Here is a 15,308-nt window from a genome sequence, read left to right on the forward strand (position 1 = left end):
ATGTTTGATAACGGGCTCAGCGAATGGGTATTGGTGCTGGTAGTGGCACTGCTGGTGCTCGGGCCGCAAAAGGCGCTGGTGATCATCAATATGGCTGGTTTGATGCTGGGCAAGGCGAGAGCCGCCATGGCCCAGGTGCAGGAACAGGTCACCAGTCAATTGCCTCGGGAGGAGCTGGAGGTGGTTCAGGAGGCAGTTCAGGAGTTGCGTCTCAGTAACGTCAAACCGAGGGTCAAGGAAACGCTGGGGCTTGAAAAAAAAAGGGCTGACACAGTGTGTGCCAGCCCTTCATTAGCTCCAAACAACAATTCCCTTAGGGAGCACAGGCTCCAATCAGCGGAGAAATCGCAGCCCGCGTAGCGGTTTGTGGCGCTCCATCAACCGTAAACTGACAGCCAAACTGTGGGTCTGCCACTGTTGCCGGAGTCATGAAGTCATCGCCGGCTGGTTTAATGTTGTTCTGTTCCCATTCCAGCATCGCGTCCAATGATTGCTCAAACTCGGCAAACGAGAAGTCGCAGTGTCCGGGAGCACGCACTGCTCTTTGAACAAGCTGACCACCGAAGCCATTCTGGTTCATGCGTTCGTTGTAAATCTGCTCCATCTTGATAGGAACGAACAGGTCGCCCAGGGTGTGCACGGTGACTACGGGAATAGCCTTGTACAGATTACCGTTTACCTTGGGTATGAAGCGCAGGCCGTCATCGCGCAGAGCGTTGGCGTTGGCGTCAGGTGTGATCTGGTAAATAGTGTTGTTGAAGCCTTGTTCTGTAGGGGTTAAAGGCTGACCAGGCGTGCTTTGGAAGCGGTAAGTAACATCACGGGTATCGACTACGTTACGGTTGAGAATTCCCGTTACGGTGCCGTCTGCTCCAGCGAATCCCTGTAACAGATCCTGGAAGCCGCCGAATGCAACGGCGTAAACAGGACGTGGTCCGCCGCTCAGGTTCTGCAGGGTAGCGTAGAACGGCAGGCCGGCTGCGGTAAGACCGTTTGCGTTCTTGTTGGTCGCGTAATTTGTCCACAGGGCTGTTTGCGCTGCGGTAAGCTTCGCCGGTACATCTGTGATTGGGTAGCTGTTGGCCGGCACGCCACCAAATTCGAACAACGACAGGCTGTACGCGCCGAAGTAGTTGAACAGTTCGGTGTCGCCCAGAACCCCGCACATTGGCGCAGCGCCGTCATAGGGGACAAAGTTGTTGGCGGTTTGCTGAGTTTCCAGTTCGACAGCGGCGGCTGTTACGTGACCACCCATGGACACGCCGGTAATGTAGCGTTTGGTCGGGGCGGCCAGCGGACGGCCATTGTTTGCGGCGATATCATTGAACGCCAAGGCCAGCTTGTTGGTATCCTCAACGCCAGCAAGAACGTCGTAAAAGGTGGTGCTGTAGGAGGAGGCTGCCCAGGCATATCCGTTATCAATCAGGTACTGACGCATCGGTGGGCTATCAACCGTAAGGGCAGATCCTTCTCCGCGGAAACCGTGGGCGTACATCACCAGCATCCCATTCCAGTTCTCCGGAACTTCCACACGATAACCGGCATTGTCGATTACGCCAGTCCAGCGGCTTGTATTGTCATAGGCAGGAACACCGGCTGCGAGCGAACCAAAGGCCAACTGGGCTTGATCAACTTCAAAAAAACCGTCAGTAACGCGTTGTTGCTGAGGTGTAGGACCTTCGATGTTGCTACTGCTGCCACCGCTGCCACCCAGGCAGCCTGAGAGCGCGACTGCACTGATAACCATGCCCAGATAGGCGGTTTTCTTCATCATATTCATTGTTTTTGTTCTCCTGACAGGCAAGGCCAAAAAATTGTTTTTGTAGTGTCATACTCGAGTACTGGCATTGCGGATTAGAGTAAAGCGTCAAACCCCCGTAGTAGCAAGCGCCAGATGAGGTCGTTGGTCTGGTTTTGGGTACATGCATGGCGCTTCATTACTAGCGCTGATCATTGTTTCGGGCGAATAACCCATAAGGGTGATTGTGTTGGTTAATAAATGGTGTATTAAGGCCATTATTTCAGCATCAGTCGGTCCAATCCCGGTTTTAACCCGTTCAGGGGGGTTGTCGGCGGATGGCAATTTCGTGACAATCCAGATGTCTGTTCCGCTTGTTTCAGACTCATAACAATAAAATTGCAAAGAAAGGTCGGTATAGTCAGATACCGCCTGGGCAGCTGACCAAGCCCATTGTCTTTGCCTGGAGAACGCATGCCCCTGGACGCCCGATTCCCCCTGGATTCTTCCCTGCGACTGCTTGTGATCGTGCTGGTTGCCATCACCGCCATATTGTTGGGGCGTTTGACCTGGACTGTGGTTGAGCCGCAGAGCGTTCTTCCCTCTCCAGCGCCAAGTCCACTGACTATAAGCGATGGGTCCGCCGGCGGTGCACGGGGAGGGTTTGCCGAAGTCGCTGGACTATCAGTCTTCGGAAGCGCAGCCGGCAAGCAGCGTAACGCTGCGCTGAATGCGCCTGATACTTCCTTGAGCTGGATCCTCAAGGGGGTGCTTACTGACCCTGATCCAGAGCGAAGCACTGCTATTCTGGCCCCCCAGGGCCAAGCTGAAAAAGCCTATCGGGTGGGTGCAAGCCTGCCTGGTAACGTCCGGCTCGAGCAGGTACTGGCTGATCGCGTGATTCTCGCCCGTGACGGCAAACTTGAAACGTTGCGGCTGCAACGTGCCTCCCTTGCATCATCCAAAGCCCCAGCCCGCCGGGCAGCAGCGCTGCCTCAGGTCGATCCGAACCTCACCATTGCGGCTGATGGCGGCGTGGCGCGCATTGACCGCGAGGAATGGATGAACAATCCCCAGCGGTTCATGGAGGTGGTTAGCGCAACACCGGTTCTGATCGATGGGGCGATGTACGGGCTTGAAGTCAGTCCGGCGCGCAACGCGCGAGAATTCGAAGCTGCAGGTCTGCAGTCGGGTGATGTGGTCACTGCCGTGGAAGGCACCCCCGTCGCCGAAATCAACGATTACCGTGACATCCTGCAGACACTGACCGGTAATACCGTCAGCCTGTCGCTTGATCGCAACGGTGAGCCCATGACCATTACAATAACGATGGATTGAGACACGATGCTGATGCTGTCCCGTTTTGCCCGCCGTGCGGTGCCGCTGGCGCTGGGTTTGAGTCTTATTAGCGCAGGCTTGCAGGCTCAGACGCCCGATTTCGCCGGAGACCCGAACGAAGAATTGGTGCTCAATCTGCGTGATGCCGAGATAAATGGCCTGATTGAAATAGTCAGTCAGGAAACCGGCATCAACTTCATTGTTGACCCGCGTGTGCGCGGCCAGGTCAATGTTGTGTCCGGCCAACCGGTCAAGCGCGGTGAGCTTTACAACCTGTTCCTTGGCGTACTGAAAACCTATGGTTTCGCGGCAGTAACCGGTGCTGATGGCGTGGTGAGGATTCTGCCCGAGGTTCAGGCCAAGGAAAACGAAGTGTCCAATCTGCAGGCCGACAGTCTTGGCGACGAGATAATCACCCATGTGATCAGCGTCAAGCATATCAATGCAGGCCAACTGGTGCGCATCTTGCGGCCCCTTGTCCCCAAGGGTGGTCATCTGGCTGCAGCCGCTGAATCAAACAGCCTGGTCATCGCTGATACGGCTGCCAATGTGCGTCGTATCCAGGCTTTGATAGAGCGGATCGACCTAGAGTCGATGGAAGACTTCGAAATTGTAGCGCTCGAACATGCCTCGGCAAGCGATGTCGTGCGGGTGCTGCAGACGCTTGATGCGCCCACACCTGGTGAAGACTTCACCAAGCGCCCTGGCATCATTGCCGACCAGCGCACCAATACCGTGATCTTGCGTGGTGACCCGCAAAGCCGGGCATCGCTGCGCGATATTATCGAGCGTCTGGACATGCCAGCCGAAGACGGTGCAACCCAGGTTCACTATTTGCGTTACGCCAAGGCTGAACAGGTCGCCGAGGTGCTTAGGGGGATTGTTGAGGGGCGGGTAGTTCCGGGGGCTGGCGCGGCGTCAGGTATTCAGTCGAGCGACGGCAGTGGGATGTCCGGCAGCAATACAAGTAGTCAGCAATCGAATATTCGGGTTGAGGCCCATGAAAGCACCAATTCCGTGGTGATTTATGGTCCTGCAGAGCTTTCCCGTGAAATGGCCTCTATCATCCGCCAGCTCGACATCCGCCGCGCTCAGGTACTGGTCGAAGCGGTGATCGCCGAGGTGTCTTATGACCGCGCCAAGGAGCTGGGTGTGCAATGGGGTATCGGCAGTGAGAACGGCGGTGTGGGTATCATCAATTTCAACCGCGGTGCCAGCGGCAGCATCGTCAACCTGGCTGCTAGCGGTAACGCCTTTCTCAATGGCGATGTTACTGCCCCACCGTCCATAGGCGACGGACTGAGCCTTGGAGGCTTTGGAAGCATTGGTAGCACCCAGATTGCATTGCTGGTCAGTGCGCTGCAAGGCGACAGTTCGAGCAATATTCTTTCTACTCCCAGCCTGATGACACTGGACAACGAGGAGGCCGAGATCGTGGTCGGTCAGAACGTGCCTTTTATCGTCGGACGCTCCATCGAGGAGTCAGGACAGGCCTTCGATACGATTGAGCGACAGGATGTCGGTATCAAGTTGCGGATCAAACCTCAGATCAACGAAGGTAGCGCGGTAAGGCTGGAGATTGAACAGGAGGTGTCGCAGATTGCCTCGGGCGCAACGGGCGCCGCGGATATCATCACCAACAAGCGCAGTATCAAGACCCACGTCATGGTTGATGATAATCAACTGATTGTGCTCGGTGGTCTGATTGATGACCAGCTGGTTGAAACCGCCGACAAGGTTCCAGGCTTGGGTGATATTCCATACCTGGGTCAGCTTTTCCGTTATGAAACCGCACGTACTGAAAAGCGCAATCTGATGGTTTTCCTGCGCCCCGTGATTATTCGTGATGCAGCTACGGCGGCGGATCTGACGCAGTCGAAATATACCTACATTCGCGATCGTCAGGTGGATGCCCAGAGCCGGGGTGACACCTTGCTCCCTGAGTCGCGCCCGATTCTGCCTGACTGGAATTACCTGCTCAGCCTGCCGCCGCCTTTCGAGAATGCGATGACCGGTGCAGCTGCTGCGCCCGGCGTAATGAGTATCCCCACACCACCCGCCAGCCAATAGGGATGTAGCGATGAGCGATACCGATATTGCTGCCGCGCTTCCGGCTGAGCCGGGGCCCCAGGCGGAGACGGGCTACCGCTTTGCCCGGCGCTTTGGTGTGCTGCCGGGGAACGTAAAGGACGGCCAGCTGGATGTATACGTGCGGGCCGACTGTGACCCCCAGGCGCTGCTGGAGTTGCGGCGCCGGGTAGGGCATCCGCTCAAACCACAGGTCCTGGACGACGACTCCTTTGCCAGCCGATTGCGTGATCGCTACGAGCGTTCGGCGAACGATGCGATGCAGTTTGTTGAAGGTTTGAGCGAAGACGCCGATCTCATGTCGGTGGCTCAGTCGCTGTCCGAGCCTGAGGACTTGCTTGAATCCCAGGATGAGGCGCCGATCATTCGCCTGATCAACGCCCTGTTGTCCGAAGCAGTCAAGGAAAACGCGTCCGACATTCATATCGAGCCCTTTGAAAATCGCCTATCGATTCGTCTGCGCGTGGATGGCGTATTGCGCGAGATTCTCGAGCCGCCCCGTGCGCTGGCGCCGGTGATCGTGTCGCGTATCAAGGTCATGGCCAAGCTGGATATTGCCGAGAAGCGTCTACCACAGGATGGTCGCATCGGTTTGCGTCTGGTCGGCAGGGCCGTCGATGTTCGGGTGTCCACACTGCCCTCCGGTCATGGCGAGCGAGTCGTGTTGCGTCTGCTGGACAAGCAGGCCGGTCGCCTGGAGTTACGCCAATTGGGCATGGGCGCTGACCATTACGCGGCCATGGAGCGCATTATTGCTCGGCCGCACGGTATCGTCCTGGTTACCGGGCCAACCGGTTCGGGCAAGACTACAACCTTGTATTCGGCGTTGATGCAGCTCAATGACCGCAGCAAGAATATCCTCACCGTTGAGGATCCAATTGAGTACTACCTGGATGGCATCGGCCAGACTCAGATCAATACCAAGGTCGACATGACCTTCGCACGTGGTCTACGTGCCATTTTGCGTCAGGATCCGGATGTGGTGATGGTCGGTGAAATACGTGATGTGGAAACCGTACAGATTGCGATCCAGGCCAGTCTTACCGGCCACCTGGTATTTTCGACCTTGCACACCAATACCGCTGCCGGCGCAATCACTCGTCTGCGGGACATGGGCGTCGAGCCGTTTCTGCTTTCCTCAACCCTCAATGGTGTGCTCGCGCAGCGTCTGGTACGTACGCTGTGCACCAGCTGCCGCAGCGCGCATCAGGCCTCTGCCAGTGAATGTCGATTGATGGGCATTGAAGAAAGCGCAGCCCCTGAGCTGTATAGCGCGGTGGGTTGTGATGAGTGCAATAACAACGGTTACCGCGGCAGGACCGGTATCTATGAGTTGATCGAGGTGGATGAGACCCTGCGCGGCCTTATTCACGATGGTGCCAGTGAGCAAGCAATGATTCGGCACGCGCGTCTGGCCCAATCTGGCATACGCCAGGACGGCCTGCGCCGAGTGCTTGCCGGTCAGACTACGCTTGAAGAAGTCCTCCGCGTCACCCGGGAGGATTGATCATGCCTGCTTTTGATTATGTAGCAGTAGATCCGGCGGGACGCACGCGCAAAGGCGTGGAGGAGGGGGATTCCTCGCGCCAGGTGCGCAGCAGGCTGCGTGAGCAGGGTCTGATGCCCATGTCGGTCAATCAGGTCGCCGAACGCAAATCGGTCATGCGTACGCCCATGTTCCAGCGCGGCATCAAGCCCCTGGAGCTGGCGCTTGCCACACGCCAGATGGCGACACTCGCTCGCGCGGGTATGCCCATTGAGGAAGTGCTTGGTACCGTGGCGCGGCAGAGTGAAACCCAGCGGGTCAAGTCCACCCTGTCTGCTGTACGTACCCGCGTAATGGAAGGCCTGCCACTGGCCCATGCCTTGGGCGAATTTCCTTCCGTTTTTCCGGCTATCTATCGCACCACACTCTCCGCCGGCGAACAGGCGGGTCGACTGGACCTGGTGCTGGAGCGCCTGGCTGACAACGTTGAAGCGCAGAATGCGATGCGCCAGAAAATCCAGCTGGCCATGTTCTATCCCGCGACTCTGACAGTCATCGCCCTGTTGGTCACCATCGCGTTGCTCACGTATGTGGTGCCCGAAGTGGTTCAGGTCTTTGCGGGCATGAATCAGGAGTTGCCCTGGCTCACCCGAGCACTGATTGCGACGAGTGACGCCTTGCGTAACTGGGGGCTACTCATGCTGGTAGTGCTGGTAGGCGCGATTGCCCTGGTCAAACAACTACTCAAGAAACCGGCAGCGCGATATCGATGGGATGCGTGGCTGCTGCGCGTGCCACTTCTAGGCCGCCTGATTCGCGGCTTGAATACGGCCCGCTTTGCGCGCACGTTGAATATTCTGGCCGGTAGCGGCGTGCCGCTGCTGGATGCACTGAACATGAGCGCGAGTGTTGTTACTAACGTCCCCATGCGTGATGCCGTTAGCGACGCAGCCAAGCGGGTGCGTGAAGGCTCTGGAGTAGGTCATGCCCTGGAGCGTAGCGGGTACTTTCCGCCCATGACGCTGAGCCTGATCAAAAGCGGAGAGAGCAGCGGCACGCTGGATCAGATGCTCGACCGGGCCGCGGAAACTCAGGAGCGCGAGCTGGAAGCGCGTATCGCTATTGTGATGGGCGTGTTTGAGCCGCTGCTTATTCTGGCAATGGGAGCGGTCGTGCTGATCATAGTGCTGGCCATCCTGCTGCCGATATTTGAACTCAACCAATTGGTGAACTGATTATGACCATGAGAATGCAACAACCAACAGGAATGCAGCGCGGCTTCACCCTGATAGAAGTGATGGTAGTGGTTGTGATCCTGGGCATCCTGGCTGCCGTTGTGGTGCCGCGAGTCATGGATCGACCGGATCAGGCACGTATTACCAAGGTACAGAGCGACGTCCGTGCGTTGGAGAGTGCGCTTAACCTGTACCGGCTGGACAATTTCAATTATCCCACAACCGAGCAGGGCCTGATCGCTCTTGTTGCGCAGCCCAGTGGCAGCGATGCACCGCGCAACTACCGCTCCGGCGGTTACATCGACCGGTTACAGAAGGACCCGTGGGGCAACGATTATCAGTATCTACGGCCCGGACGCGATGGTCGCGACTATGACCTGTACAGCCTGGGTGCCGATGGCCGCCCCGGTGGTGAAGGTGCCAATGCCGACGTGGGCAACTGGAACGTCGACCAGAACGAGCAACGCTAGTTATGACTCTGTTCGCCATGACCAGCCGTGCCAGAGCCCACAGGGGATTTACCCTGATAGAGCTTTTGGTGGTGTTGGTTCTGGTGGGCATTGTAGCCAGCCTGGCCACCCTGTCGATTGGTGATGGTGCAGAGCGCCAGTTGCGTACTGAGACCCAGCGGCTGGCCGGGGTGCTGAGTCTTGCTCGCGACGAATTATTGATAACCGGTGCGGCAGAACGGGCTCTGGGCTTACGTCCGGAAAGTTACAGTTTTCTTGAATTGGTCATTCTCGACGATTCGACCCGCGAATGGCGCCCCCTTGTGGATCAGCAGTTGGGCATACGGCAATTGGAGCCGGGCGTTATAGAGATGGCGTTCGAAGCAGAAGGCGAGAGGCAGCCTTTGCCCCAGACTGGCGGATGGGAACCCCATGTGCGTCTTGGAAATACGGGTGAAATGACGCCTGGCATCATCACTCTCAAAGTTCCGGGCAAACCGCTGGAGCGACATATCCGTATCGGTATGGAAGGCAGTGTCGAGGTGCTCGATGCGTTCCCGGAATAAAGGTTTCACACTGCTGGAGGTGCTGGTGGCGATGACGATTCTCGCCGTTGCACTCGCTGCCCTGGTCAAGGGCGGGTCCGACCATTCGCGCAATACACTGTATCTGCAAGAGCGCACGCTGGCTCACTGGGCGGGCCAGAATCTACTGGCCGAATATGAAACCGGAATGCGTCCGGTGGCGGAAGGAAATCGCACCGGTGACACCGTGATGGGGCCTTTTCGCTATGGCTACCAGGTTGAGATAAGCGACTACACCCCGCAGGCGCCCATGCCGCTGCCAGCGGTCAAGCGCGTGGATATCCGTTTGTGGTTGCTGGCGCAGGGAGAGGATGACCAGCGCGCCTTTGTCAGTGGGTTTGTATTGCCATGACAAAGTCTCTCGGTAATGCCCAGCGAGGCTTCACGCTATTGGAAATGCTGATTGCCATGGCGGTGTTCGCAATCATGAGTGTGGTGGCCTATGGCGGGCTGCGCGCAGTGTTGTCTGCAGATCAGGTCACGCAGGTCCATGCCCGCAGGCTGGCTGACTTGCAGGTCACTCTCAGTGTACTGGAGCGTGACCTGGCGCAGGTGGTTGCAGTAGCCGTACGCGATGAATTTGGCGATCGCATGCCGCCGTTGCGCCTACGCGCTGGGGGTGATGCGAAACTGTTGGAGTTGGTCAGGGCGGGTGCCGGGGGTGATCAGCGTTTGCGGCGGACGGCCTGGTTGATCACCGATCGGGGGCTGGAACGGCAACTCTGGCCGGGTGTCGACATAGTTGATGCCGAAAGCGCTCGTGTGCAGCCCTTTGGCGAGCTGGTCGCTGAAGATGAGCTGCTGGGTATGGAGAGCGGGTTCGCTCTTGTAGTGCGCACTGAGGCAGGGCTTGAGCGTGTCGACTCCTGGCCGGCCGCAAACGCTGATGCGGCAAGTGTGGAGCTGCCGATGGCAATAGAAATCGTACTGGATCTGCCTGAATACGGAGTCATCCGACGGATGATGGCGGTGGGCATGTGAGATACGCAGCTCGCACAACCATAGCCAGGAGGCAGCAGGGGGTGGCCCTGCTGACCGCGCTGCTGGTAGTGGCACTAGCAGTCACTGCTGCGGTGGCGATGGCTATGCGCAGTCAGGTTGATATCCGACGAACCAGTGCTGTATTCGAACGGGATCAGTCACGGCATATCGCTCAGGGGGGAGAAAACATGGTGATTCAGTTTCTCGAGCGTGTCGAAGGACCCGACGATTTGCCCTGGGATACCTGCCGCTCACCTACCTTGCCGTTCATGGTTGACGAGGTCCGGTTGCAAGCGACGGTAGACAACATGCAGTGTCGTTACAATCTAAACGCCCTTGCCGGCGCAGATGAGACAGAACAGGGTTACTTCGCTCGTCTGGTGGATGAAGTGGGTAACGAGAAAGGGGTAACTATGCCCTCTGGCGCGCAACTGGCGTTGGCTGTAACCGACTGGATGGATCCCGAAACTGACGACCCTTCCTATCGTGCTGCCGACCCGTCGCGTGTTTCCGGCAACCGCGAAATGCAGGTTGCCTCGGAGCTCAACTCGGTATTGGGCATGACCAGCGAAGCGTGGCAGGCCCTTGGTCCCTTTGTTACAGCCTATCCGGGTCAAGCCAGTCCAATAGACCCGGAGCGTAGTCCGGAACTCATGCGAAATATCTTTACCGGGCGGCCTGCCGGTGACCAGGCTCCCTGGTATATGCGACTGGAATTGGTCGCCGAATTCGGCCAGCGGCGGTTCTATCAGTGTTCGCTGATTGATGCTGCCAACGGAAAAGTGGTCCTCAGAGAACAAACGGCCTGCGAGCCCTGACAATAGCGGATCGAATCATGTTGATAGTTTTATTACCCGAAGAACTTCAGGAAGACGACCAGGAAGCTTTGCTAGTGAACTGGTGGCATCTGGAGCGCGAGAGTGGCGTGCGCGAGCATGGCCTCGACAGCCTCCAGACGCTGAAGAGCCGGTTCGCGGGGCAGCGGCTTAGAGCCTTGGCACCGGCTACGTCGGTAAGCCTGTATCGGCTCGACATGCCGGTAAAGCGTGCTGCGTCTGTTCGAGCTGCATTACCCTTCGCGCTGGAAGACCAGGTGAGCCAGGACCTGGAGCTACTGCACTGTGTGCCAGGGCCAAGACGCAGTGACGGACGTCTGGCAGCTGCGGTGGTTGAAACAGACAGAATGGATCACTGGCAGGCGCTGTTTGAGTCCCGTCAGTGGCGCCTTGAGGCGCTCGTCCCGCTACCGGTACTGCATGGCGGTGATACCCCGGAGCAGGGATTGTTGGTGAGGCCCTCACCCTGGCCAAGTGCTGCGCCACAGGCATTGATCACGTCACGCTTCGAGGAGCCAGTACTCATCGAAGTTGGACTGCTGGGGCTTTGGCTGGCGCGCAGATTAAGCTCGTTACCAGAAGATGAGCGCGTAGTGCAGGCTAGCGGTTTCAGTAAGGTCGATCTCGGTCTTGAGCAGAATCAGGATGTAATTTTCACCGAGGTCCCTGCTCAGGTTACTGTGGACAAGGCGCTGGAATATTGCCTGCAACCTAACCCGCCCTTGAATCTGCTCACTGGTCCTTACGCTACCACCATGGCAGCGCCTCCCTGGCGTAAGATGCGGCCGGTCATGGTGGCAGCGGGCGTCCTGCTCGCGGTCCTCCTGGCCCAGTTCAGTCTTGAGTGGTTGACGCTGTCGCGTGAGCGCGACCGCCTCGTTGCAGGTATTGAAGCAGTCTTCGAAAGTAGCCTCCCCAATAGCCGGATGGTTCAACCCGTCACGCAGTTCCGCCAGGTGCTCGAGGGTAATGCACCGGGTAGTTCGGCCAACAGCAGCGGCGAACTTCTGCACGATGCCCTTGCCGTCTTAGCACAGACCGATAGCGCCAGCATAATACAGTTCCGGGCAACGCCTGGAGAGCTTGAGATAGAACTGCAGTTGGCATCCTTTGCCGAGCTGGAAGCCCTGCGGGCAGGCCTGGCCAGTCAGCCTGAGCTACAGGAAACCCTCCAGGGTGCGGACTCCGGAAGTGAAGGCGTTACAGCACGGTTGAAAGTTTCCCGGAGAAAATCATGAATAACTGGTGGGCGGGCCTGGCACCGCGAGAGAGGATCATACTCCTGGCCGGGATGGGCGTTCTTGGCTTGTTGATTATCTGGTTGTTGATCGTTGAGCCGGTAATCAACAAGCGTGCGGACCTGCGCCAGGAAGTCATGCAGCTAACCACAGACCATACATGGATGCAGCAGGCTGCGCTGGAAGTACGTCGGCGTGCGGGCATGCAGAGTAACGGCCAGGCTTCTGCGGGGATTGCCGGGGGCTCAGTGCTTACGTTGATTGAAGTATCCGCCAATGCGTCGGGACTCAAGGAGTCGATGGAGCGTGTACAGCCAGAAGGTGAAGGCGCACGACTATGGTTCGACGCGGTCGCTTTTGACGCGCTGGTTCGCTGGTTGGCCGAGCTGGAGCAGCGCCAGGGACTGCTGGTCAGTCAATTGTCTGTGGGTGCCGGTGCCGAGCCCGGCGTGGTGTCTGCTCGCGTCTTGGTGGAGCCACGATGATACAACGCATAATGAGCGGTAAACGGCTGGCAATACTCGCGCTGGTGCTTTTTCTGGTGAGCCTGATATGGAACCTGCCGGCAAGCTTTGTATGGAGCCACCTCAAGGATCGATTGCCTGCCCAGGTCGAGCTCTATGGTCTCACAGGCACCCTCTGGACGGGCAGGGTCAACAAGATCGAGGCGGATGGAATCGATCAGGGGTCGCTGGCCTGGTCCTGGCGCCCCGCTGGTCTGCTGACTGCGGCTATCGAGCTGGATCTTCTCTGGATGCCGCGCAAGGGGGATGTGAGAGCTACCTTGCAAATCGGTACTGATACTCTGACTCTCGAAGACGTTCGCGGTCGTTTGGATGCAGCAGCCATGGCTTCGGTCAACAAAGCGCCCTTTCTGCTCGAGGGAACCTGGCAGCTCGATGTGCCTGTTTTGGAGCTACAGGATATGGAACACGTAACCCGTGCGCAGGGCCGACTTGTATGGGAGGCCGCGGCAGGTGGTCTTCCCACCGCGCTCCCGCTCGGCAATCTTGTGGCAGACCTCGCCGATAGCGAAGGCTGGCTGCAATTTACGCTATCAGATCAGGGTGGGCCGCTGGGGCTCCAGGGGACGGCGCGTTGGAGACCCGGACAGGCAATGGCGCTGGATACGCGCCTGCAAGCCAGGGCGACTGCAGAAGCCGGCCTGGTAGGCGGTCTGAGCATGCTGGGCAAGCCTGCAGCCGACGGATGGATAAGCTGGCGTGCAAATCTGCAGTGACCAGTGCATCAACCTTTCAAGGAGAATCTCGATGCGTTTGACCCTTATCATGCTAGTGGTGGCAATCGTTACCGGTTGCGCGACCGGTACAGCCCGAAATAGCGCCCCCTCAAAGGAAGTGGTCGACGTCAAGGCCAAACTCAGCATGGGCTCCTGTGATCCGATGTTAGCGGATCAGGTCCTGCCCCTGGACAATCCGGGGCTGGAGCAGGAAGCAGCGTTCCTTTGTCTGCAGAATGGCCAACTGGGCACGGTAGAGCGCCTCCTGGAAGGGTATAAGGACCGACACGCGGATGCGCCTAATCCGGATTATTCAGATTATCTGCTTGCCCTGACCGATTTCGTTCGATTTGAGCTGGCAGAGGGGGACGCAGTTGCCCAATTGACGGCCGGCAGGCGTGCACATGATCGTTTGGTCACCTTTGTACGTGCATACCCTGAATCAGCTTATCGCCCCGAAGTGGCTCCTCGTCTGGAAACACTCCATGAGGGCATGGCTCGAGCTGAATACCGCCTGGCTATAGGGGAGATAGAAAAAGGCAAGCGCGAGTTGGGTGCGTCGCGCTTGCGCTATGTGGCTCGGGAATATCCGCGCAGCGCAGCAGCAGCGGATGCCAAGCGCTGGCTCGAACAACGTTCGACGCCCTGAGTAACGCGATCAGGCAGTTGTGCCCTTATAGGGCACTTTTTTTTGCTGCTCACGGGCAGGTGGGTTGACATTGTACACAATGGCCAGATGATGCTCTAAAGCGACTTACATATTGCGTTGTAAGCCTCTGAATTACTGAGCTCAATCGTAAGTTATTGATTTTAAACAATAAAAAATTGATCAATTTTTAACCATTTTGAGCCGTGTCCATATATTACAAGGCTCTGACAGGGTTTTGAGGAGGCTATCCACATAGTTGTCCACAGATATTGTGGATAGCTTTTCCATTCCCCGGTCATCAAATTCCCTGTGGGATTTCCTCTCCGCCAAGCGCAGAGGTCAAGGCGGGAATAAGCTCGGACAGACTCTTTGCCATAATCGTGAAACTCGCATCGAGTTGGCCAGCCATATCGTCGCCGCCTTGATCGTCGGCCTCATCTGTCAGCAGATCTTCAAACCGAAGTCGTTTGACCGATAGTTTGTCATCCAGGGTAAAGCCGATCTTCTCCTGCCATTGCAAGGCCAGTTGACTCACTTGCTTGCCGACGGTCAGGTGCTGCTGAATTTCGTCGCTTGCCAGGTCCTGGCGTTTGCAGCGAATAATCCCGCCATCTTCCGTAGTGTCGCGCAGTTCGCATTCGTCACCGACCACCAGACCCTCTGGAGCCTGTCCAGTCTTGACCCAGTCAGTCATGCATGCGCCTGGTGCTATCTTCACTGTCATGGGCCGCACAGGCAGGCTACCGGCGCATTCGCGCAGCAGGCTGAGCAGATCCTCTGCGCGCTTGGCGCTGGATGTGTCGACTGCTATCCAGCCTTCCTGCGGTGCGATGCACGCGAGCGTGGTCTGGGTGCGCGTAAACGCACGGGGCAGGAGTGACATGATGATCTCGTCCTTGAGCGTATCGCGCTCTTTTTTGTAGACCTTGCGCGCATCCCTTGCTTCGATTTCGTCCACCTTTTCGGTCAGGCTTTCGCGCACCACGCTTCCAGGCAGAATGCGCTCTTCCTTGCGCAGGGCGATCAACCAATAGCCATCGGCAACTTGCACGAGGTTTTCCGAATGCTTGCCAAAGGGCGTTGTCCAGCCAAGCGTATGGGTCTCCTGGCTCCCGCACGACCGAGCGGGCTTCTGTTCGAGCGCGGCAATCAACTCGGCCTCGTTGAAGGGAATGGTCTGGCTGAAACGATAAAGCAGAAGATTACGAAACCACATGATGCTGTCCTCGCACGTCCGGCGCAAAAGTCAGCAATAGTGCCTGACGCAGGCGCCGGCGGCCAGTCGATCCGGGCGGAGAATTAACATATTGAAAAAGGGGAGAATTTTTTTTAAAAAAGGTATTGCCAGCAAGCGAAAAGCTGCCTAGAATGCGCCCCACTTCGAGAGCAAATGGGTGATTAGCTCAGCTGGGAGAGCATCTGCCTTACAAGCAGAGGGTCGGCGGT

Annotated in this window: 16 protein-coding genes; 14 read left to right on the plus strand and 2 right to left on the minus strand. The window is 57.6% G+C overall.

The annotated features are described in order from the left end of the window. Complete coding sequence (locus tag AAC076_RS15610) at positions 1-360, plus strand: hypothetical protein (protein WP_339847448.1); 360 nt, start codon at positions 1-3, stop codon at positions 358-360. Here the strand turns inward: AAC076_RS15610 and AAC076_RS15615 are convergent. Next, the gene (locus AAC076_RS15615) at positions 314-1,780 is read right to left on the minus strand and encodes an alpha/beta hydrolase (protein ID WP_339847451.1); all 1,467 of its coding nucleotides are present in this window, start codon (positions 1,778-1,780) and stop codon (positions 314-316) included. The two genes, AAC076_RS15610 and AAC076_RS15615, sit on opposite strands and share 47 nt — an antisense overlap. Positions 1,781-2,212: 432 nt before the next feature. On the opposite strand from AAC076_RS15615, the gene AAC076_RS15620 reads away from it, so the two are divergent. Genes AAC076_RS15620 through bamD form a run of 13 tightly spaced genes read left to right on the plus strand, consistent with a single transcriptional unit; the run spans position 2,213 to position 13,862 of the window. Then, a complete protein-coding gene (locus tag AAC076_RS15620; protein WP_339847453.1) occupies positions 2,213-3,076 on the plus strand; it encodes a type II secretion system protein N in 864 nt (287 codons plus the stop codon). Positions 3,077-3,082: 6 nt separating this feature from the next. Then, positions 3,083-5,146: a type II secretion system secretin GspD gene (gene gspD / locus AAC076_RS15625; RefSeq protein WP_339847455.1), complete on the plus strand. Its 2,064-nt coding sequence runs from the start codon at positions 3,083-3,085 to the stop codon at positions 5,144-5,146. 10 nt (positions 5,147-5,156) lie between these two features. After that, a complete protein-coding gene (gene gspE / locus AAC076_RS15630) occupies positions 5,157-6,671 on the plus strand; it encodes a type II secretion system ATPase GspE (RefSeq protein ID WP_339847457.1) in 1,515 nt (504 codons plus the stop codon). 2 nt (positions 6,672-6,673) lie between these two features. Continuing rightward, positions 6,674-7,885: a type II secretion system inner membrane protein GspF gene (gspF, locus tag AAC076_RS15635; protein WP_339847459.1), complete on the plus strand. Its 1,212-nt coding sequence runs from the start codon at positions 6,674-6,676 to the stop codon at positions 7,883-7,885. 2 nt (positions 7,886-7,887) lie between these two features. Next, entirely contained in the window at positions 7,888-8,355 is a 468-nt protein-coding gene (gene gspG / locus AAC076_RS15640) for a type II secretion system major pseudopilin GspG (RefSeq protein WP_339847462.1), read from the plus strand. Between the two features lie 2 nt (positions 8,356-8,357). After that, on the plus strand, positions 8,358-8,900 hold the full coding sequence (locus AAC076_RS15645) for a prepilin-type N-terminal cleavage/methylation domain-containing protein (RefSeq protein ID WP_339847465.1): 543 nt from the start codon (positions 8,358-8,360) through the stop codon (positions 8,898-8,900). Beyond that, positions 8,884-9,270 carry a type II secretion system minor pseudopilin GspI gene (gene gspI, locus AAC076_RS15650; protein ID WP_339847467.1) on the plus strand — a complete coding sequence of 129 codons (387 nt, stop codon included), beginning with the start codon at positions 8,884-8,886 and terminating at the stop codon, positions 9,268-9,270. Before AAC076_RS15645 ends, gspI begins: the two co-directional genes overlap by 17 nt. Continuing rightward, positions 9,267-9,899: a type II secretion system minor pseudopilin GspJ gene (gene gspJ / locus AAC076_RS15655; protein ID WP_339847470.1), complete on the plus strand. Its 633-nt coding sequence runs from the start codon at positions 9,267-9,269 to the stop codon at positions 9,897-9,899. Before gspI ends, gspJ begins: the two co-directional genes overlap by 4 nt. A gap of 41 nt (positions 9,900-9,940) precedes the next feature. Further along, complete coding sequence (locus tag AAC076_RS15660) at positions 9,941-10,717, plus strand: hypothetical protein (protein WP_339847473.1); 777 nt, start codon at positions 9,941-9,943, stop codon at positions 10,715-10,717. Between the two features lie 17 nt (positions 10,718-10,734). Then, on the plus strand, positions 10,735-11,973 hold the full coding sequence (gspL, locus tag AAC076_RS15665) for a type II secretion system protein GspL (protein WP_339847476.1): 1,239 nt from the start codon (positions 10,735-10,737) through the stop codon (positions 11,971-11,973). Continuing rightward, positions 11,970-12,458 carry a type II secretion system protein M gene (locus tag AAC076_RS15670; RefSeq protein ID WP_339847478.1) on the plus strand — a complete coding sequence of 163 codons (489 nt, stop codon included), beginning with the start codon at positions 11,970-11,972 and terminating at the stop codon, positions 12,456-12,458. Before gspL ends, AAC076_RS15670 begins: the two co-directional genes overlap by 4 nt. Next, positions 12,455-13,213: a type II secretion system protein N gene (locus tag AAC076_RS15675; RefSeq protein WP_339847480.1), complete on the plus strand. Its 759-nt coding sequence runs from the start codon at positions 12,455-12,457 to the stop codon at positions 13,211-13,213. Before AAC076_RS15670 ends, AAC076_RS15675 begins: the two co-directional genes overlap by 4 nt. A 31-nt stretch (positions 13,214-13,244) precedes the next feature. After that, positions 13,245-13,862 (plus strand): outer membrane protein assembly factor BamD, encoded by a 618-nt coding sequence (gene bamD / locus AAC076_RS15680; RefSeq protein WP_339847483.1) that lies wholly within the window; start codon positions 13,245-13,247, stop codon positions 13,860-13,862. A 298-nt stretch (positions 13,863-14,160) separates the two neighbouring features. On the opposite strand, the gene rdgC is transcribed toward bamD, so the two are convergent. Then, a complete protein-coding gene (rdgC, locus tag AAC076_RS15685) occupies positions 14,161-15,078 on the minus strand; it encodes a recombination-associated protein RdgC (protein WP_339847486.1) in 918 nt (305 codons plus the stop codon). Positions 15,079-15,308 lie beyond the last annotated feature (230 nt).

It is taken from the genome of uncultured Halopseudomonas sp. (genome assembly GCF_963977355.1).
Classification (GTDB): Bacteria; Pseudomonadota; Gammaproteobacteria; order Pseudomonadales; family Pseudomonadaceae; genus Halopseudomonas.